The following is a 20567-nucleotide window of genomic DNA, read 5'->3' as shown; positions in this document are numbered from 1 at the left end:
TCATTGCATAGGGAGAGATTATGAATAAAAAAGTATCCAAAGCTCGTGAGCGCATACTAAAAACAGCCCACATGTTGTTTTATCGTGATGGTATACGAGCTACAGGCATTGACCGCATCATTAAGGAATCTGAAGTAACGAAAGTAACGTTCTATCGCCACTTTCCATCCAAAAATGACCTGATACTGGCCTTTCTTGATTATCGCCATGAACTGTGGATTCAGTGGTTTAAAAAATCTCTCCAAGACAACATAAACCGTTATAGTTCACCGATTGAAGCTCTGACAGAAACGTTAGCTGAGTGGTTCAACTCTAATGAATTCAGAGGTTGTGCATTCATCAATACAGTCATCGAAATAGGAAAGGAGCAACCACAAGTTATTCCTCTTATTCAGGAGCATAAAAAGCAAATGGAACAGGTCATTGCGTTTTCTCTCCCCTCAGAACTTAGTGGAAAACGCCTAGCGCAGAAATTTGCTTTACTTATCGAAGGTGCCATCACTATGATGCAACGCACTGAGCACAGTGATGAAGTCTTGTTACTATTGCGGGAGTGTCTATCGGATATTTCTATGTCTGAATGACTACAAGTCAACATTACAACAACAAATTCGAAAAATTCACGACCCAAAGTCCCTCTCTGAACGGGTGTGTTTCTGTAGAGCCTGTACTGCATTTTGTGTAAATGCCTTTCTCAGAGGTGACCATCTAGGCGGTCACCTCACTTGACAATATATGCATCCCACAAGATTTAAGGTAATCAAAGGTCTCATCATCATCACTCTTAATGATCAACCCATTTCTGCCTCGACTAAGAAGTACTCGATAGCTGCCAAACGTGTAGTGATCTTGTGTTCTTTTATACTTACTTTGATCTGATAAGACTATACGACCATTGCCACCAAAACATACAACTCACCAACTAAACTTAATTAGACACATTGCATTTTCCAATATTGATGAACCTATTTCAGGCAATTTATGGGGCACCATTAGCTATAGCACATAATTATCTCTGTATCTTTGTGTTGTAATATCCTGACCATAACTATCAATGAGGAGTAAAAAATAATGAGAAAAGGTATTGTAATTCACGATTATGTTAGCGCTTATCCAAATCCGATCAAATTACAAGCTGGAGATATTGTTTCGATCAGCCATAGCGATATTGAATACCCTTACTGGATTTGGACGACAAACTCTTTAAATGTCAGCGGCTGGGTTCCCCAACAAATTCTGTACCTCATTTATCCTGATAACGCAATATGTAAGGAAGATTATACGGCTCACGAGTTAACAGTAAAAGCGGGAGAATATCTGTATCTGGATCAGGTATTAAATGGTTGGTATTGGGCATATAAAGACTCAGGGGAAGCAGGCTAGCTCCCTCTGGAATATATAAATTCTAATATACCATAATGATACAGCCACCCCAGTATTAACCACAATATTGTGATTACACTACCCTCTTATTATCAAGGTATTCAATAGTATTAATGGGATACGTTACTGAGCAAAGGAGACTAAAGTAATGAAGTTTATTCCCGATTATAATCATATCCATGCAGCACATTCTCGTATTAAACCCTATATCAATAAGACTCCTGTATTCACATCAACAACTGTCAATGAACTCTTTGACGCCCAAGTCTATTTCAAGTGTGAAAACTATCAAAAAATGGGAGCATTCAAATTCCGCGGAGCCATGAATGCTCTATGCCAGTTTAGTGATGAGCAGAAAAAAGCAGGGGTTATTGCTTTTTCATCAGGCAATCATGCACAGGCAATTGCGCTGGCAGCTAAGTTACTGAATATTTCTGCCACCATTGTCATGCCACATGATGCTCCCCAGGCCAAGATAACTGCAACCAAAGGCTATGGTGGTAAAGTCATTTTTTATGACAGATATACTGAAGATCGCGAAGAAATTGGGCGGAAACTGGCGGAAAAACACGGTATGACACTCATTCCGCCTTTCGATCATCCACATATCATTGCTGGTCAAGGCACTGCGGCTAAGGAGCTGTTGGAAGAAATCGGTGAGTTGGATGCTCTGTTTATACCTCTTGGCGGTGGTGGTTTATTGTCTGGCTCTGCGCTTGCCGCTGCTCACTTATCCCCTACATGTCAGGTTTTTGGTGTCGAGCCAGCAGCCGGTAATGATGGTCAGCAATCTTTTAAAAAAGGTGAAATAGTTCATATAGATACCCCAAAAACAATCGCAGATGGTGCTCAAACACAGCACTTGGGGCAACATACTTTTGCCATCATTCGCCACCTTGTCAAAGGTATTCTTACTGCGTCAGATGATCAATTAATTGATGCCATGTACTTTTTGGCAGAGCGAATGAAAACCATTGTCGAGCCTACTGGTTGTTTGGGGTTTGCTGCGGCAAAAGCAATGCGGGAACAATTGAAAGGGCAACGTATCGGAATTATCTTGAGTGGCGGAAATATTGATATAAAACGATATGCACATTTGTTAGCAAACAAGATCTAACTAGCATTCATTGTCTAATAATTAAAAGACCCGATTAGCATGATAAAAATGTGGAAAATGTTTCTACTTAGCTTTTTTCTGCTCCTTCTTTAACTTCCGCCATAACGTTGTGCGGCTAATTCCCAGATATTCTGCTGCCGCACGCCGATTACCTGAAAATCTCGCCACAATACCATGTAATGAAATACCGTGTACTGAAGGCGTGTTTTCAATAAAAGAAGGGAATGCAATTTGGGCGGATTTCATACTGCTGTTAATGGTATTGGTGCCAATCTGGCGCTCAGGTGAAAGTGATAATATCAATGCGGAGGTTAACGCCTGTTCTGGATGAGCACTTAAATAAAGCGCTATCCGTTCCATTAAGTTACGTAGTTCACGTACATTTCCCGGCCAATGATAAGCGTGCAACACATCATGACACCCAGCAAGCTCCTGTATCCTCAATGCAAAAACGGGTAAGTTAAGTACCGCAAAAGCCCGTTGTAAGTACTCTATTGCCAACAAACCAATATCATTTCCCCTCTCCCTTAATGCTGGTACGTTGATCCGCAATACACTTAAACGGTAGAACAAATCTGCCCGAAAACGCCCTTCTCTAACCCAAGTATCCAAATCACAATGTGTAGCACAGATGATCCGTACATCGACGGCAATCGGACGATATCCACCAACCCTGACAACAGATTTTTCTTCCAATACCCTTAATAACCGCGTTTGCAAAGGCAACGGCATTTCACCGATTTCATCCAGAAATAACGTCCCTCTGTGTGCAATTTCAAATAACCCCGCTCGCCCACCACGTCGTGAACCGGTGAAAGCACCTTCCTCATAGCCAAATAATTCAGCCTCCAGCAAAGACTCGGTAATCGCGCCACAGTTAACCGCCACAAACGGCCGTGGATGCTTACCCGCTAACGGCCCATATCGCAAGGTATATTCATGATGAATAGCCTGCGCCACCAACTCTTTTCCTGTACCACTTTCTCCCTGAATTAAAACTGTTGCCGTCGAGCGGGAGTACAGCATAATAGTATTGCGCACATGTTCTACCGCAACAGAATTGCCTCTGATATCGTTGATTGTATGCCGTGTGCGTAGTTTGTCTTCTGTAGGATAAGGAGAAATCACAGCTTGATTGAGTTTGCTCATTCGAGCCATCTCCAAAGCATCTCGAAATGCCTGCCGAATAGAATCCGCTGAATAGACAAAAACCCCCACTAACTCAGCTTCATAAGCAAGATCGGTAATCAATCCTGCCCCTACTATCACTTTGATACCCATCGCCTTCAAAGCATTGACCTGCGTCCTGGCATCTTCCTCTGTGACATAACTGCGTTGTTCAATACGCAAATTGAAACGCTGCTGAAATTCTTCTAATACAGGCAAAGTATTCTGGTAGGTAATGACACCAATTCGGGAGCTAATTTGTCGGGCACGAGCCAATGCCTGCATAAAATCAAATCCGCTGGCTTTGGCAATAATCACCGGCACAGATAAACGGCTTTTTAAATAGGCCCCATTAGACCCCGCGCAAATCACAGCATCACAGTGTTCGGTTTCTAGCTGTTTGCGAATATGTTGAACCGCACGCTCAAAACCCAACTGAATCGGTGTGATATTAGCCTGATGATCAAATTCCGGCGTAATATCACGAAACAGATCAAAAAGCCTGGAAACAGAGACTGTCCAGATCACCGGTCTATTGTTATCACGTTCACCTGCGTTTGTTGATGTCATATCTCCTCCCCTATTTCTTGTATACTGTTTCATCACCAAATCATGAAACAAAAATGAAACACAATTGATTCAAGATGAAACAAATGTACATTATAGCCAATAGCTAAACAGTAACCACTTATCACCCCAAACCTATTCACCAAATTAATTTAGATAATAAAAACAATACATTTGTTATATCCCCACTGACTCACCTTCCCACTTTTTAAGTATTGGCATAGACCTTGCTAGAAACCTTTCCATAGTAACAATCAAATACAAATCGGTTTCATTTTAGTAACAATGGGGTTATGTATGGCATTTTCTTCCGCTGGTTTTGCTTTTCGTCAGGCAATAGAGGACGAATCTCCGTTACAAGTCGTCGGAACCATCAATGCAAACCATGCATTACTGGCAAAACAGGCAGGCTACAAGGCGATTTACCTTTCAGGTGGTGGTGTTTCTGCGGGTTCGCTGGGGCTACCCGATTTGGGGATCTCTACACTGGATGATGTGTTGATTGATGTCCGCCGCATTACTGATGTTTGTGACTTACCATTGCTTGTCGATGCCGATATTGGTTTCGGTTCCTCAGCGTTTAATGTCGCCCGCACAATTCGGTCTATTATAAAGGCAGGAGCCGCAGGTGTTCATATTGAAGATCAGGTCGGTGCCAAACGTTGTGGCCATCGTCCAAATAAAGAAATTGTTTCCAAGCAGGAAATGGTAGATCGCATCAAGGCTGCTGTTGACGCCCGCACCGATGAGCATTTTGTCATTATGGCCCGCACGGACGCACTGGCAGTAGAAGGGTTAGATGCAGCACTGGACAGGGCCGCAGCTTATATCGAAGCTGGCGCCGATATGCTGTTCCCTGAAGCGATCACCGAGCTGCACATGTATCAGGAATTCGCGTCCAAAACGCAGGTTCCTGTTTTAGCGAATATTACCGAGTTCGGTGCGACGCCGCTCTTTACAGTCGAAGAATTAAGGAGTGTAAACGTCGCCATTGCCCTTTACCCTCTATCGGCATTTAGAGCTATGAATAAGGCGGCCGAACAGGTATATACCGCTTTGCGTCGAGATGGCACACAGAAAAATGTCATCAATACGATGCAAACCCGTAATGAACTTTATGAAAGCATCAACTACTACGATTTTGAACGAAAACTGGATGTCCTGTTTTCCCAGAAAAATAGCAGAGGTGATACTAATGAGTAAGCAAAATACGGCAATAGGAGTCTCTGAATCTACACCATTTAAACCCAAAAAATCAGTTGCACTGTCCGGTGTTACAGCAGGCAATACAGCGCTCTGTACCGTTGGCAAAAATGGCAATGATTTACATTACCGTGGCTATGATATTTTCGATTTGGCCACCCATTGCGAGTTTGAAGAGATAGCTTATCTTCTCATCCACGGCAAGCTCCCTTCCCACGCAGAATTAACTTCCTACAAGAACAAATTGAAATCCTTACGTGGCCTGCCTAGCAGCGTCAAAGCCGCATTGGAAGCACTGCCTGCGATAGCACATCCTATGGATGTCATGCGTACTGGTGTTTCTGTACTGGGTTGTACTTTGCCAGAAAAAGAAGATCACAATCTGGCTGGTGCCCGCGATATTGCTGATCGCTTACTCGCCTCTCTCAGTTCAATACTGCTTTATTGGTATCACTACAGCCATAATGGCCGCCGCATTGAAGTTGAAACCGATGATGATTCCATTGGCGGGCACTTTCTCCATCTCTTGCATGGTCAAAAGTCACGGGTATCATGGGAAAAAGCCATGCAAACTTCCTTGATCCTGTACGCCGAACATGAATTTAATGCTTCTACCTTTACCAGCCGAGTGATTGCGGGCACGGGATCGGATATTTACTCTGCCATTATCGGCGGGATAGGTTCCTTGCGTGGACCAAAGCATGGGGGAGCCAATGAAGTTTCATTCGAAATCCAGCAACGCTATGACACTCCCGCGCAAGCCGAAGCCGATATTCTGGCTCGTTTGGAAAGAAAAGAAGTCATCATTGGTTTTGGCCATCCGGTTTATACTGTCTCCGATCCCCGCCATAAAGTCATTAAAGAAATTGCCCTGCAACTTTCCCAAGAAGCAGGTACAACCCAGATGTATGACATTGCTGATCGGATTGAATCCATGATGTGGGATAACAAGAAAATGTTCCCGAATCTCGATTGGTTCTCGGCGGTTTCCTATCACATGATGGGAGTACCTACTACCATGTTTACCCCGCTGTTTGTGATTGCCCGTACTTCTGGTTGGGCCGCTCACATTATTGAACAACGTATTGATAACAAAATCATCCGTCCATCAGCTAACTATATTGGCCCTGAAAATTTGGCATTTATACCGATTGAACAACGTTAATAATCTGATTTACAAATAACACGATTTAAGGATTGATTATGTCTACCTCTGTTGTTAACAACCGACCTGATTACGATCAGGTGATTGTAGATATTGTGGATTATGTCATGGACTACACCATAACATCCCCAATTGCTTACGCCACAGCCCACCACTGCCTGATAGATACCCTGGGTTGCGGATTAGAAGCGCTGGAATATCCCGCCTGCACAAAACTATTAGGGCCAATTGTATCGGGAACAACAGTGCCTAATGGCGCGCGCGTACCAGGAACCCAATTCCAGCTCGATCCTGTTCAGGCTGCATTTAACATTGGTGCCATGATTCGCTGGCTTGATTTCAATGACACCTGGCTGGCGGCCGAATGGGGACATCCTTCTGATAATCTTGGCGGAATACTTGCCACCGCCGACTGGCTATCAAGAAATGCAATTGCCCGCGGAGAAAAACCACTCACCATGTGGGATGTTCTGGCTGCGATGATTAAGGCGCATGAAATTCAAGGCTGTCTGGCATTGGAAAATGCTTTCAATAAAGTTGGTTTGGATCATGTCGTTTTAGTCAAAATAGCTTCTACGGCAGTTGTTGCCCAAATGTTAGGGCTGAAACGTGAAGAAATATTAAGTGCGGTTTCATTGGCCTGGGTTGACGGACAATCCTTGAGAACCTATCGCCATGCCCCCAATACCGGCTCTCGCAAATCCTGGGCTGCGGGAGATGCAACTGCACGTGCCGTACGTCTGGCTCTGATAGCCCAAACAGGCGAAATGGGCTACCCCTCCGTATTGACTGCCAAAACCTGGGGATTTTACGACGTCCTGTTTAATGGTCAGCCATTCAAATTCCAGCGCCCTTATGGTTCTTATGTCATGGAAAATGTGCTGTTCAAAATCTCTTTTCCAGCAGAATTCCACTCACAAACTGCCGTAGAAGCAGCAATGATCTTGCATCAGCAACTGAAAGAACACGGCAAAGGTATTGAAGATATTGCTCAAATCACTATCCGTACCCATGAAGCCTGTATCAGAATCATTGATAAACAGGGACCATTGAATAATCCCGCAGACAGGGATCACTGCATCCAATATATGATTGCCATTCCACTGATTTTTGGTCGTCTGACAGCTGCGGATTACGAAGATGATATTGCTGCCGATCCACGCATTGACGCCTTGCGGGAAAAAATAGTCTGCGTCGAAAACCCCGATTTCACCCGTGACTATCATGACCCCGAAAAACGCTCCATCGCCAATGCGCTGACTTTGACATTCACCGATGGCACTCAATTAGACGAAGTTAAAATCGAATTCCCGATTGGACACGCTCGTCGTCGTAAAGATGGTATTCCGCTATTAGAGGAGAAATTCAAAATCAATCTGGCGCGTCGTTTCCCGCAAGAGCAACAACAGAAAATTTTAGCGGTATCTCTTGACCTGATGTCATTGAAAGACATCCCGGTAAACGAATACCTTGATTTGTATGTCATATAATTTGTATACCCTTGAGAGATGAATGTAGGAGAGATTATGTCATTCCAAGATTTCTATCAGCATTCAATTGATGATCCCGATACTTTCTGGGCAGAACAGGCCAAACGCATTCACTGGCAGCAGCCTTTTGAACAAACGCTGGATCATAGCCATCCTCCGTTTGCCCGTTGGTTTTGTGGAGGAAAAACTAATCTCTGCTACAACGCACTAGACCGCTGGCTGGAAAGCCAACCCGATGCCAGGGCACTGATTGCCATTTCAACGGAAACTAAAACCAATAGCGAGCGAGTTTTCACCTATAAAGAATTACATCGGGAAGTGAACCGGGCCGCCGCTATCATGTTGTCGCTTGGCGTAAAAAAAGGCGATCGTGTCGTTGTTTATATGCCAATGGTGGCCGAAGCCCTGTTTATTTTACTGGCCTGTGCCCGCATTGGGGCAATCCATTCCGTCGTATTTGGAGGTTTTGCTTCCCACAGTCTCGCTACCCGATTGGATAACGCCGAACCGGTTTTAGTCGTCTCAGCGGATGCTGGTTCACGGGGGGGAAAAATCATCCCCTATAAGCCTCTGCTTGATGAAGCTATTGCGTTAGCCAAGCACACGCCACACCATGTTTTAATGGTAGATCGTGGACTGTCTGATATTAATTGGGTGAATGGCAGGGATGTAGATTTTGCCACATTACGGCAGAAACATTTTGATGCAGAAGTTCCTGTCACATGGCTCGAATCCAATGAAACTTCTTGTGTGCTCTATACATCAGGCACAACCGGAACACCGAAAGGGGTTCAACGCGATGTCGGCGGTTATGCCGTGGCGCTGGCGACATCAATGGATGTTATTTTTGGTGGTAAGGCAAGAGGCGTGTTTTTCTGCACATCGGATATTGGCTGGGTCGTCGGGCACTCTTATATTGTCTATGCTCCCTTGATCGCCGGCATGGCAACGATCATGTATGAAGGTCTCCCGATACGCCCGGATGCTGGCATTTGGTGGCAAATTGTCGAAAAATATCGTGTCACCAGAATGTTTTCTGCCCCTACGGCAATTCGCGTCCTGAAAAAATATCCTACGGATTGTATCGCCAAATATGATATCTCATCGCTTGAAACACTCTATTTAGCGGGAGAACCCCTTGATGAACATACTGCCCGTTGGGTTGCCGAAGCCATTAATGTGCCTGTCATTGATAATTACTGGCAAACTGAAACCGGCTGGCCCATTATGGCAATTGCACGTAGTCTGGATGACAGGCCAGGCCGTTTTGGTAGTACAGGCTTTCCCATGTACGGTTTTAACGTCAAACTGCTCAACGAACTGACTGGTCAGGAATGTGGTAATAATGAAAAAGGCATGCTGGTCATCAAAGGCCCTTTACCGCCAGGTTGCATCCAGACTATCTATGGTGACGATCCCCGTTTCATTAATACTTACTGGCGTCACTTTGACCAGCAAGTGTATTCGACATTTGACTGGGGGATACGTGACAGTGATGGTTACTATTTTATTCTGGGACGTTCGGATGATGTGATTAACGTTTCCGGCCATCGTTTAGGAACGCGGGAAATTGAAGAGTGCATTGCCAGCCACGCAGATGTTGCCGAAGTTGCCGTTATTGGTATCAAGGATGAAATAAAGGGACAAGCCGCCGTGGCATTTGCTGTCCTCAAAGAAGGACGAGCAATCCAGAGTGCTGACCATTTTGCCACATTGGAGAAAGCATTAATGGAATTGGTAGATAAAAAAATCGGCAACATTGGACGTCCGGCACGAGTCTATTTTGTAACGCAATTACCGAAAACCCGTTCAGGAAAAATGTTGCGCCGTACCATGCAGGCCATTTGTGAAGGACGTGAGCCAAGCGATATTGCCCTGATTGAAAACCCCGCTTCATTAGAAGCCATTCGGGATGCAATTTCCCATTAAGCAATCATATACTCATCTCTTCTTTGTTTAATCCGCATTTAATGTCGCAGAGTTATCATACCTTTGTACTACATTTTCCCAGCTACTTTTACCCATTCCAGCTCCGTTCCTACACGGAGCTTTTTTTATCTAAATAAATAGATTAACACTTTCGTTCGTTTATTTTTAAATTAGAATGGTAATTATATTTAATTAAATAACTGTTAATATGAATTAGAAAAATATTAACAGTTATTATGGACTCACTAAATTGAATAGTAAAAAAATCGTTTATATTCTATTGCATCTGACGCATCAAATAATGATATAAGCGAGCAGATTTCTCTGGAGGTAATACAATAAATCTTTTATTTATATCAATAAGTATCTGGCAGCTTTTCTCTTTATTCGTATTGGCACTCTGAGAAGATTCCAACAAGGTAATATCTTCCCCATATTTATGCACCATATCAACCATGATTGTTTCTATATCTTGTAAAGCAAGAACATCATCCTCGGCTGAGGATTGATACTGCTTCTCACTATAAGAGGCAATAATCATCTCCCTATCAGATCTAAGCCGTTGGTTATACAAATCCTTTGGAAACAATTTTGATAATTCCAAAATATCATAAATATCTCTGTTTATATCTGGAAGATCAAACCAAAGGCATTTTTCAGCACTTTCTTTCTGCAAAAACTCCATCTGTTTTATAACCAATTGCACATGAGCAAGAATCTCTTTATCAGGAGCAAACAAAATACGATTAAAAACAATGTGTTCTCAATCCATCTGTTACCCTTTCCGTTATAGAAAATGAAAGTAAACATTATGTATAAAAATGGATAAATAAACACTGATTTATTTAAATGATTTTAAAAAAAACTTAAATAATCACCTAAGTTATAAATCTGATAAATAAAAAACAAATCGTATCGTTAACTATAAAAATAGATTATTAAATCAGGGCACACAAAGCACCCTGAATCATAATTTCATTCATAAGATGTGAATTAATGTGCTATTTTAGGTTCTTTTAGTGCAGACTCAGCCCATTCCATCATTGCTGGGTGTTTTAACATACGATTAACCCACTTCTGGCTGATTGCAGAAAGCTTCAATTCTGGAGTTATTTCATTTAACTCAGTGCGAGCAGAACAATTCATCGTGCAAAGCTGACGTAATGTCGCAAAACCAGAGTGCATTTCCGCAGCAGCACTTCTCGCCCACGCTCTGGCTGTTTTATCTGATGGCCAAACTTGAACATGAATCTCAGCAATATATTCAACAATTGCCAGAGAATCCCAAACAGTAATCTAACCATCAATCAAACAAGGAACCAAACCCGTAGGTGAAAATGCCTGGAATTTCTCACGGCTGCTTTTGCCATCTTCAAAATAGCTCAGCTTCTCATTAAAAGGAATATCCAGCGCCTTGAGCAAAATCCATGGACGCAGTGACCAGGAAGAGTAATTTTTATTGGCTATCCACAATGTATACATCGTCTTTATCGCTATAATGATAAAATAGAGTGATTACATAATCACATTATATTTTCATATTAAAATAGTAAGCCAGTTAATCCTATAAAATACCCCCTTATAAAGTAAGGGTTGTCCATTATAAAAATTCTTATCATTAAAACAAAGATTTATAAAAATAAATAGCACATAAAATAAAGAAATTAATTCACTATGCACTTTAAAAACTCTCGTCTATATTGTAGAAACATCTTTATATTAAAAATAAGGATATAATATGTCACTCAAAAACACTTCCACCAGCTTCGGCCATATTTCTATTTTAATTCACTGGCTAGTAGCGCTCGCTGTTTATGGTATGTTTGCACTTGGATTATGGATGGTCACATTAAGTTATTACGATAACTGGTATCATCGTGCTCCTGAACTGCATAAAAGTATAGGTAGTTTATTATTTATTATCATGATTATTCGGGTAATATGGCGATTTATTTCGCCGCCACCAAAACCCTTGGCAAGCTACGGTCTCTTTATACGCATCAGTTCACAACTAATGCAACTCATTCTCTATATCGCCTTATTTGGTATTCTATTTAGTGGATATCTCATTTCTACAGCCGATGGGCAACCTATCAGCATTTTTGGCTGGTTTGAAATCCCTGCAACCTTAACAGGTCAAGGCATACAGGCTGATACGGCGGGCGTTATTCATCTTTATCTTGCTTGGACTGTTGTGGTGCTCTCCCTATTACATGGGCTTGCTGCACTGAAACATCACTTTATTGATCGTGATACCACCTTAAAAAGAATGTTTGGTTACAAACCAAACTAAAATAACTTTTGGAGAATTATTATGCTGAAAAAGACGCTAGTAGCCCTGACCGTTGGGGGATGGCTCATAAGTACAGGAAACGCACTCGCTGCTGATTATAAGTTCGATAAAATAGGCCAACATGCCTTTATTGAATTTCGTATTCAACATTTAGGATTTAGCTGGCTTTATGGTGGTTTTAAAGATTTCGATGGTAACTTTACTTTTGATCCGCAAAATCCAGCAAACGATAAAGTGAATGTGGTTATCAAAACCGATAGTGTAGATACCAAACATGCCGAACGAGATAAGCATTTACGTGGACCTAACTTTTTGAACAGTAATAAATATCCTGAAGCTAAATTCACATCAACGAATGTTAAGAAAGAAGGTGAACATTACTTTATTACCGGAGATCTCTCATTAAATGGTGTGACCAAACCTGTCACACTGGACGCAAAATTGATCAATGCAGGAAACGACCCGTGGGGTGGATACCGTGCTGGTTTTGAGGCGACAGGCAAACTCAAATTAAAAGACTTTAATATCAAAGAAGATCTGGGGCCAAAATCTCAGGAAGTCGAACTGATCATTTCCGTTGAAGGCGTGCGAGAAAAAGCCTAATTGTAGCGGCTCGCATTTATCCTGCCCGGCTCGCAATCTATTCCACCGGGCTCACAATAACTGCAAATAAACATCGTCATATCGGTAAACCGACAGCCAACATTTTGTCGCGCAGTTCAGCAGTACGAGCTGGATCCAACTGATTGTTAAATAATGCCCTGATTTCAGCCGGTTTTGCATCAAACTGCTCCACCATATCTTTTAGCCGATAACCATGCCGCGTGAGTGTCGGCTCAAGGTCATCCAACTGACGTGACAGCACGGACTCAACCAGCGGGGCGGTAATCGGTTTTTCACCTGTCTGGTATCCTGCTTCCATTGCCAGTGTCAGGTGCAACTGTACTTGCAGCGGTGTACGCAGTTTCATCGCCAACAGGTCGAACGCTTCGGTTGTCAGAATATCTTCCGATTTACCCTTACCGGTGCTGATCTTCAACAACCACTGAATATACTCGCGCTGACTGCCGGTGATCCCGTCTAGTGTGAAAATATCGGTACGATAACCAATTTCCGCCACCGTCGGACAACGCAGGTCATTACGCAGTTTTGGATGACCGGCCAGAACGACAGATACACGATACGGTCCTATGTGATCAATGATTACCGTCAGAGAGGGGCCACTTTGGTCTAGGTAATGCTGTCTATACGCCCAGCAATATAGGTCTGGCTCGAGATACCCACGCGGCGATGGGACCATTTTCACCCAAGATACTGGAGTTTCACGATCCCGGTGAGCTTGAGCTGGTAGTAACCCAAACCTACCAGCAAAGCAAGGATGGAGGCAGATCTTGGACCGACATTCCTGACAGCACCTACCGGATTCGGCGAGTGGCAAGACGCGTAGGTATAAAATTACGATTCACAATTCATAAAGAGAATTTGAGCAACCTGAGGGAAACACTAAGTAATATGACTGAAGGGTAATATAGGTGTTCTTCAGCAATCCGTCTGATCCTGACGGCAGAGCGGCGTGACAGGATGTTGGCGGCGACGGGGTTTATTTGCAGTTAATGTGAGTCGAAATTGGCGCTGATTGCGAGTCGCTACACCTAATCATAAAAGAACGCGGTAAGAAAAACGTACCGCGCTCCATTTACCCTGTTTTAGACAGACATAATATCTATTGGGCAATTAGTTCATTAACGTGATGCGTTATTAGTGCCAAAGCATTATGGGCATCATAATCTGCCTTAATGATCTGTGACTGCTGGCGCCATATCGGGAAAGATAATATCCTTGTCACTGCCTGATATAATTGCTGCTCATTTGGCGTATCAGTATGCAAACTGATTCCACAACGTGACCAGATAACACGAGCGACAGCTTCCAATTTACCATCTCCTGTTCCCGCGACCACCAAAGGTACTCCATGACGAATGGCTGAATTCAAAGAACCATAACCACCATTAGTAATAAAAATTGATGCTCTGGGAAGCCAGTGTTCAAAATTGAGATACTCGACCACCCTGGCATTCTCTGGAAGATCGTTGCCCAGGACATCGATAGAACGACCGCCTGTAATCGCCAATACCCGAACCGGCAAAGTTGCCAATCCACGCAATGTGGGCAAGATCAATTGGCTAAAATCAACATTAGCCAGCGTTCCCTGAGTCACCAAGATCAACGGCAGGCTTTCATCCGGCCAACTGATTTGCGTTTTATCATCTTCCACTTTCACCGGCAGCGATCCGATAAAATCCACCGTTTCAGGTAAATCATCACGAGAAAATTCAAATGATTGAGTTGCCAGTTGTAAGAAACGATCAACTCCGCCCATTAAAGCATCATTGTGATCCGTTGTCAGTGGGGGACAATCCACCGCCGCAAGCGACTGATTGAATGCTGCCCTGACCTGCTCAATTAATTGGTCCGTTTCCTCATCGACCAATTGCTCGCGTGTCAAATCAGCAGGCAATAATTCAGGTGGTATCCGAGCCCCCCAGAATATGGCATCCCTTGCTGACCACGCCAATGGAGTAACACCAATAGCAATGACCGGGATACGTTTTTCAGCTGGTTTCTGCAATAACGGCAGCGCGGCATAAAAAGTATTATCGATAATCAGCAGATCAGCTTGTCCCTCATCGATAACTTGCAGCAATTGTTTCGATAACACAGGAATAGGTGCGGCAAAAAATTGCCTTAACGCCAGCGCCATCTGGGCATTTCCCGGCGGGAGTTCTGCCCGTTCAGGAAAATATTTTTCCAAACAACGGTAATCAATATCCACTTTCTCATCGAAGGGAACAAAAGTGGCCCCCAATGCTTCCGTTTGTTGTTGAAACAGGGACCCACTGAATATGGTGACATCATGTCCCTGCCCTATTAAATGTTCCGCAATAGTGAATATTGGAAAAACATGGCCAGGAGTTGCAATAGCAGCTAAAACAATACGAGACATTAATCAAGCCTCCTTCAAGGCAACTTCTACTCAATCGGCACTGGAAACAGAAATAGTGCGGAAGCTTTGATTTTTACACACAGGCACGCCATGGATATGCACCCGTTGAATATGGCGAGGAGAACGGGAAATAAAAGCTTCCCGTCCATGTAATAAAGTGAAGTTATCACAAATCGCAATGTCACCAGACTGCCATTGATGAGCGTAGAAATAACGCGGATCATACAATCGGTTATACAGTGTTTCCTTAAGGGCTTGTTGCTCTTCCTGTGACATGCCATCTATCTTCAAGGCGTGATGATCAGCATACTTCACATCTTCTTTACCCATTGGCTCATTGTAACGCATCACCCATTTTTTGCCGTCGGGGTGAGAACAAACCAATGGTGAAGTCACTTCACCGCCATAATGTGTTACTCGGCTTGTACGATAAGTAATGGTGGTATTTTTCCATGTATTACGCTCATCATCACTGGCATCAATAATCAATTGTTCAGTGTTGACAAACGTGGTGCGCCCTCCTTGAGCCGCTTCGGGAGCAGAAACACAGTGAAATAGCTGAAATTCAGGAATTGTTTCTCTATACATTCCATCCCAATGCAACGGCAAATTACCACTGTCCATAACATGATCAGACGGTTCCGGGTGCTCCATAACATCCAATACAGCACCAAATGGCCACATCATGATTTCACCCCAACGGCCAGAATATTCCGCCAATTTCTCTTTATCCGTAAAACCGGATTGAAAGCCACGCAATACAACCAACAGATGAGTACGAGCTAATTCACGCAAAGCATCAACTGACAGTGTGGTAATATCCTGATCAGGGTAATTGGGAGTAATAAATACGCCAAAAGGTTTCATCGCCTCAATATGACAATCAAGTTCATAGGTATTCATGATTTTTCTCTCTAAAATACGGTATACCACGTGGTTATTCTGCTTATGCTGTCGCCGTTTGGAATTCTGTTTGCGGGTTTTCTTCAGATGGCGTTTCAATCAAGTAATGGCTTGGAACACCCCGAATTTCGATCAGCTTTCCATTCATCTTTTTCACTTCATCACTTTTCATCAGTAAAAACTGGCCGTTAATGTTGGCCGCCACACCGTGCCACGGCGTTAACCAATCATCCCGAGTTGGCATCATATGAATACCAATTTTAATACTGTCCACGGGTTGCGGGTGAATAGAAAGACGGATCGCCAAGGGGAACTGCTCTGCTAGTAAATTACCCCACGCCCAACTACGTTGGATAACCCCAGCCGAGCGCTGACGGGCATCTTTTTGCAACGCATTTTTTGAACCTGTATATTCTGGCAATAAGCTATCTTCATAAAGAAAACGAGTAATCGCCCGATATAATTGAACACCCTCTTCGGTTTTTTTGAGTTCTACCTTAATCTCCTCTATTGAAGAGGCATAACGACTGACCAATAATTCACGCAGTTGATCGTAATCATTAGTATATTGCGTTAGTGATTCAACGTTACCAAGATTAAAAACTGAAAGATGAGTCGCGCCCAGTTCATGCAACAACTTTTCAATTTCTAACTGATAATGGGTAATTGTGTCATCATCGACAAGAATAAGATCACTAAAAACATGTCCATCAGAACAAATAACAATATTTGCCCCAGGTGGATAATAAAGCTGAATACGCTGACAAAGGGAATTTAGAAAAATCAGTGATAATTTTTCTGCCATATCTGGCATTTTACCCAATACTTTTCTAGGGTTGGGGGATTTTGTCGGAAATGCAGGTAAAATACATTCGATAGGTTTCCCTTGCTCCACAAATGCACGGATACGAGGCAGTTGAACCTCAGAAACCTTTTTTTCTTCATATTGAAGTGAGTGTTCAGACTCAGGGAAACGACGTCGATACTGCAATAATTCATGTAGAATTTTGTTAGACACTTCTTCTATGTCAAGACGTTCCATAATTCATTCCTAATTTATTACATTTACATCACAGCCAATTAATACAGTTAGCAATATGCAGATATTGCTGAGTATAAAAACATTAACTCACATGCTTTTGAATATATAAATATCGAAATAAAACTTACAGCAGGAAAGTTACAATATACAACCAAACCTAACTATAAATATACTGAGTTTTTTATTTTATCTTATTTTATTACACATACTGTAAAACTCTAAGAAATCATGGACATAAATATATATCATTATAATTTCACAAATAAATTAAATTTTTTTAAAAAAATAATTCAATTTTTTTGATGATGTTACAAAACTGAAACAAAGTTCAAAGTTTTTAGAAAATATTATTTTTTAAAGCTATATTTTTTATATATCCAACATTATTTATCACAGGAGAAAAAAATAATGCATTGCGAATTGACAAATAGATCAGAAAAAGAAACAACAGCAATCTCATCTACTCAAAATCAACTCATTAAATCACGATCTGTTATTATTTCCGGGGAAATTAATCAGCCGCTCGCTGAAAATGTAATGACACAACTGATAATTTTGCAGGAAATCAGTAATGACCCAATAAAAATATTTATCAATAGCCAAGGTGGACACGTTGAAGCAGGTGATACTCTGCATGACATGATCAAATTTATCAAACCCAAGGTTATAATGATTGGTACGGGTTGGGTAGCAAGTGCTGGCATTACCATCTTCCTTGCAGCCAATAAAGAAAACCGTTACTCACTACCAAATACCCGTTTTATGATCCACCAACCATTAGGCGGTGTTCAAGGACGCGCTTCCGATATCGAAATCGAAGCCAAAGAAATAATAAAAATTCGCAACCGAATAAATCGACTGATCAGTAAAGCAACCAATCAATCCCTTGATAAGGTCGCAAAAGATACCGATCGGAATTACTGGATGGAACCAGAAGAAGCCCGTGATTACGGTATTATTGGGCAGATCATTCATCATTGGGATGAATTGCATGAATATTGATGAACTTATGAGCCTTATTGGCTAATAACACAGGCGGAATTATCCAAATACTAATAATAGCCGCCTGCTTTCTCAGCATTTATTGAGGTACTCCAGGTATTTTCTCTTTGTCTAATGTCCATACAAAATCCTGTTCTACGACAGGTGAAAATCCTAGTTTCTGATAAAGCCAACCTGCATTAGAAGTCACCAACATCACATGTTTTACATGAGGAATAATCGGATGCTGTAAAACACATTCGACCAACCAACGTCCCAGCCCTTTCTTCTGATATTCATCGATAATAAATACATCTGAAAGATATGAAAACATTGAAAAATCAGTCACTAATCTTGCAAATCCAATTTCTTTATGACAATGAAATAATGCAAAACATAAACTATTTTCTATTGCAATTTTGACTTTTTCAAACTCAACGCCACGCGCCCAAAATAATTGCGTTAATTCACTATGTACGAAATGAATATCAATCTTACTCTTATCCGTTGTAATCCAATATTCACCTCGTTCCCATGTTATATTTTTCTCCATTATTCCTCCTTTTAAGAAAAGATTGAAATGTGAATAAATCTACCATAAAAAGGAGTAAAAAAAGCCATGCTATAACATGGCTTATCAAAATGAAGGAGATATTAATTAATGGATGAATTACCTTTCTGTAAGAGTGTCCGGTATATCAACCCGCCGATAGCACCACCAATTAATGGAATCAACCAAAATACCCAAAGCTGCTCCAAGGCCCAGGTCCCCTGGAAAATAGCAACCGCGGTACTTCTTGCCGGGTTAACTGATGTATTTGTTACTGGAATACTGATTAAGTGAATAAGTGTCAATGCTAAGCCGATAGCCAATGGTGCAAAACCTGCTGGTGCATTTTTGTCTGTTGCTCCAAGAATGACAATTAAGAAAAATCCGGTTAATATTAATTCAATAATAATTGCAGCTCGTAATGAAAAACCACCGGGAGAATGTTCACCATAGCCATTAGATGCAAAACCACTTGCCGTTGCATCAAAACCACTTTTACCGCTGGCGATAAGGTACAGTACCGCAGCTGCCGCAATTCCTCCAATCACTTGGGCAATAATATAAGGAATAACCTCTTTAGCAGAAATACGCCCGCCAGCGAACAAGCCCAATGTTACTGCCGGATTAAAATGCCCTCCTGAAATATTCCCTACCGCATAGGCCATTGTTACCACAGTTAAACCAAAAGCCAGAGATACACCCACAAAACCAATCCCCAGCTGTGGAAATGCTGCAGCTAAAACAGCACTACCACATCCACCAAACACCAACCAAAAAGTACCTAAAAACTCTGCCGATAACTTTTTAAACATTCGACGATTCCTCAATGATATTTGCATGAATGCAAAAGAATCCAAAAATAGTTTAGTTAGTGTTTTTAATTATGGGCAAGAAATCACAGACAGAAAAATAAAGAAAAAACCAATATCACCAATATAAATTTATTTATTGTTAACTTAACAATAAGCAACGACGAAATGCATTTCTAAAACAACCTGAGTTTAATATAACAACTCAGGTTGTTTATTTAGTTAATCAATAACTTATTTGATAACAGCTTTCTTTACCTCATCCGAAGCTTGCCAAATACGATATTTAACTGTCAACGATTTTGGCGTATATACTACGATAGGTAATTTACTGTTATAACGGATAAAAGCATCCTTACCTAACTGAACCTGAACAAAACGCACTGTTTTTTCTTCATTTGGACAAGCCATTTTTGTTGAAGCGGGACCAGTCACATTATTTAGCACATAATAGTCATATCCCCACCCTTCCAGGATTTTAGTCTCCAACTTACCGCCAAACCAGTGATGATTACAATCCACTTTCATATCCTTGCCAATCACCAACTCAACCATATAGCCGTTTTCATGTTCTTTCTGAGGCAATTCAATCACGCTACGAGCCATTTTCTCAGAAGGCGCAGGATAAGGGGCGATATCTTCAAGTTTTTTGTCGGCAAAAACCGAAGTTGATACCATCAGTGCAGCTAAAGGGAATAGATATTTTTTCATATATCACCTCTGAATATATTTAAAAAGGAGACTAGATAATAACAACAAAAAGACAGGGGTAAATTATGTTTTTTGGCAAGGCACTGATTCTTAAAGGCATTAGATATGGAAAAATCTATCCACTCATAATCAATGTCAAATTTTATTTATCATCAACAAACTAACAGGTTCTACCAGTTCTTTTTTATGTGATATTTCTCAAATCTGATATTAAAATGACCTACTACACTCACTGAGTGTAGTAGTGAATTTC

18 protein-coding genes and 2 pseudogenes are annotated in these 20567 nt (G+C 41.8%); 10 read left to right on the top strand and 10 right to left on the bottom strand.

Annotated features, from left to right (window positions below):
• The first annotated feature begins 20 nt into the window (after positions 1-20).
• The 3 genes from BDE27_RS16075 to BDE27_RS16060 all read left to right on the top strand — a co-directional run bounded on the left by BDE27_RS16075 (position 21) and on the right by BDE27_RS16060 (position 2500).
• The gene (locus BDE27_RS16075; RefSeq protein ID WP_099133774.1) at positions 21-584 is read left to right on the top strand and encodes a TetR/AcrR family transcriptional regulator; all 564 of its coding nucleotides are present in this window, start codon (positions 21-23) and stop codon (positions 582-584) included.
• A gap of 487 nt (positions 585-1071) precedes the next feature.
• Positions 1072-1383 (top strand): SH3 domain-containing protein, encoded by a 312-nt coding sequence (locus BDE27_RS16065; RefSeq protein ID WP_099133775.1) that lies wholly within the window; start codon positions 1072-1074, stop codon positions 1381-1383.
• 148 nt (positions 1384-1531) lie between these two features.
• Complete coding sequence (locus tag BDE27_RS16060; RefSeq protein WP_099133776.1) at positions 1532-2500, top strand: threo-3-hydroxy-L-aspartate ammonia-lyase; 969 nt, start codon at positions 1532-1534, stop codon at positions 2498-2500.
• A 63-nt stretch (positions 2501-2563) separates the two neighbouring features.
• Here the strand turns inward: BDE27_RS16060 and prpR are convergent, their stop codons facing one another.
• Positions 2564-4237 (bottom strand): propionate catabolism operon regulatory protein PrpR, encoded by a 1674-nt coding sequence (gene prpR / locus BDE27_RS16055; protein ID WP_099133777.1) that lies wholly within the window; start codon positions 4235-4237, stop codon positions 2564-2566.
• Positions 4238-4531: 294 nt separating this feature from the next.
• Between prpR and prpB the strand changes: the two genes are divergently transcribed.
• Genes prpB through BDE27_RS16035 form a run of 4 tightly spaced genes read left to right on the top strand, consistent with a single transcriptional unit; the run spans position 4532 to position 10021 of the window.
• Positions 4532-5437, top strand: a complete 906-nt coding sequence (prpB, locus tag BDE27_RS16050) for a methylisocitrate lyase (protein ID WP_099133778.1) — start codon at positions 4532-4534, stop codon at positions 5435-5437.
• Positions 5430-6602 (top strand): bifunctional 2-methylcitrate synthase/citrate synthase, encoded by a 1173-nt coding sequence (prpC, locus tag BDE27_RS16045; RefSeq protein WP_099133779.1) that lies wholly within the window; start codon positions 5430-5432, stop codon positions 6600-6602. The genes prpB and prpC overlap by 8 nt, the downstream gene beginning before the upstream one ends.
• Before the next feature lie 38 nt (positions 6603-6640).
• Entirely contained in the window at positions 6641-8092 is a 1452-nt protein-coding gene (locus BDE27_RS16040; protein ID WP_099133780.1) for a bifunctional 2-methylcitrate dehydratase/aconitate hydratase, read from the top strand.
• A gap of 36 nt (positions 8093-8128) precedes the next feature.
• Complete coding sequence (locus tag BDE27_RS16035; protein ID WP_099133781.1) at positions 8129-10021, top strand: propionate--CoA ligase; 1893 nt, start codon at positions 8129-8131, stop codon at positions 10019-10021.
• A gap of 277 nt (positions 10022-10298) precedes the next feature.
• Here the strand turns inward: BDE27_RS16035 and BDE27_RS16030 are convergent, their stop codons facing one another.
• On the bottom strand, positions 10299-10727 hold the full coding sequence (locus BDE27_RS16030) for a hypothetical protein (RefSeq protein ID WP_147423942.1): 429 nt from the start codon (positions 10725-10727) through the stop codon (positions 10299-10301).
• Between the two features lie 434 nt (positions 10728-11161).
• Positions 11162-11503 (bottom strand): annotated as a pseudogene (locus BDE27_RS16025) (glutathione S-transferase N-terminal domain-containing protein); the annotation flags it as partial.
• Between the two features lie 256 nt (positions 11504-11759).
• On the opposite strand from BDE27_RS16025, the gene BDE27_RS16020 reads away from it, so the two are divergent.
• Both BDE27_RS16020 and BDE27_RS16015 read left to right on the top strand, forming a co-directional pair.
• Positions 11760-12314 (top strand): cytochrome b, encoded by a 555-nt coding sequence (locus BDE27_RS16020; RefSeq protein ID WP_099133783.1) that lies wholly within the window; start codon positions 11760-11762, stop codon positions 12312-12314.
• 21 nt (positions 12315-12335) lie between these two features.
• Positions 12336-12917 (top strand): YceI family protein, encoded by a 582-nt coding sequence (locus BDE27_RS16015; protein WP_099133784.1) that lies wholly within the window; start codon positions 12336-12338, stop codon positions 12915-12917.
• Positions 12918-12993: 76 nt separating this feature from the next.
• Here the strand turns inward: BDE27_RS16015 and BDE27_RS20055 are convergent.
• The 4 genes and pseudogenes from BDE27_RS20055 to pvcA all read right to left on the bottom strand — a co-directional run.
• Positions 12994-13503, bottom strand: a pseudogene (locus BDE27_RS20055) (ExeA family protein); the annotation flags it as partial.
• A gap of 534 nt (positions 13504-14037) precedes the next feature.
• On the bottom strand, positions 14038-15318 hold the full coding sequence (locus BDE27_RS16005; RefSeq protein WP_099133785.1) for a rhabduscin glycosyltransferase: 1281 nt from the start codon (positions 15316-15318) through the stop codon (positions 14038-14040).
• Between the two features lie 30 nt (positions 15319-15348).
• Entirely contained in the window at positions 15349-16221 is an 873-nt protein-coding gene (gene pvcB, locus BDE27_RS16000) for a tyrosine isonitrile desaturase/decarboxylase (RefSeq protein WP_099133786.1), read from the bottom strand.
• Between the two features lie 43 nt (positions 16222-16264).
• A complete protein-coding gene (pvcA, locus tag BDE27_RS15995; protein WP_099133787.1) occupies positions 16265-17263 on the bottom strand; it encodes an L-tyrosine isonitrile synthase in 999 nt (332 codons plus the stop codon).
• 408 nt (positions 17264-17671) lie between these two features.
• Here pvcA and BDE27_RS15990 point away from each other — a divergent pair, with 408 nt between their 5' ends.
• Entirely contained in the window at positions 17672-18265 is a 594-nt protein-coding gene (locus BDE27_RS15990; protein ID WP_099133788.1) for an ATP-dependent Clp protease proteolytic subunit, read from the top strand.
• A gap of 79 nt (positions 18266-18344) precedes the next feature.
• Here the strand turns inward: BDE27_RS15990 and BDE27_RS15985 are convergent, their stop codons facing one another.
• The 3 genes from BDE27_RS15985 to eco form a co-directional block, all read right to left on the bottom strand.
• Positions 18345-18797, bottom strand: coding sequence for a GNAT family N-acetyltransferase (locus tag BDE27_RS15985; protein WP_099133789.1), 453 nt, complete (start codon positions 18795-18797; stop codon positions 18345-18347).
• 101 nt (positions 18798-18898) lie between these two features.
• Entirely contained in the window at positions 18899-19606 is a 708-nt protein-coding gene (gene aqpZ, locus BDE27_RS15980; protein ID WP_099133790.1) for an aquaporin Z, read from the bottom strand.
• A gap of 231 nt (positions 19607-19837) precedes the next feature.
• Positions 19838-20314 carry a serine protease inhibitor ecotin gene (gene eco / locus BDE27_RS15975; RefSeq protein WP_099133791.1) on the bottom strand — a complete coding sequence of 159 codons (477 nt, stop codon included), beginning with the start codon at positions 20312-20314 and terminating at the stop codon, positions 19838-19840.
• Positions 20315-20567 lie beyond the last annotated feature (253 nt).

Source organism: Xenorhabdus ehlersii, assembly GCF_003610465.1.
GTDB classification, from domain to species: Bacteria; Pseudomonadota; Gammaproteobacteria; order Enterobacterales; family Enterobacteriaceae; genus Xenorhabdus; species Xenorhabdus ehlersii.
This window is presented reverse-complemented; position numbering and strand designations above follow the sequence as displayed.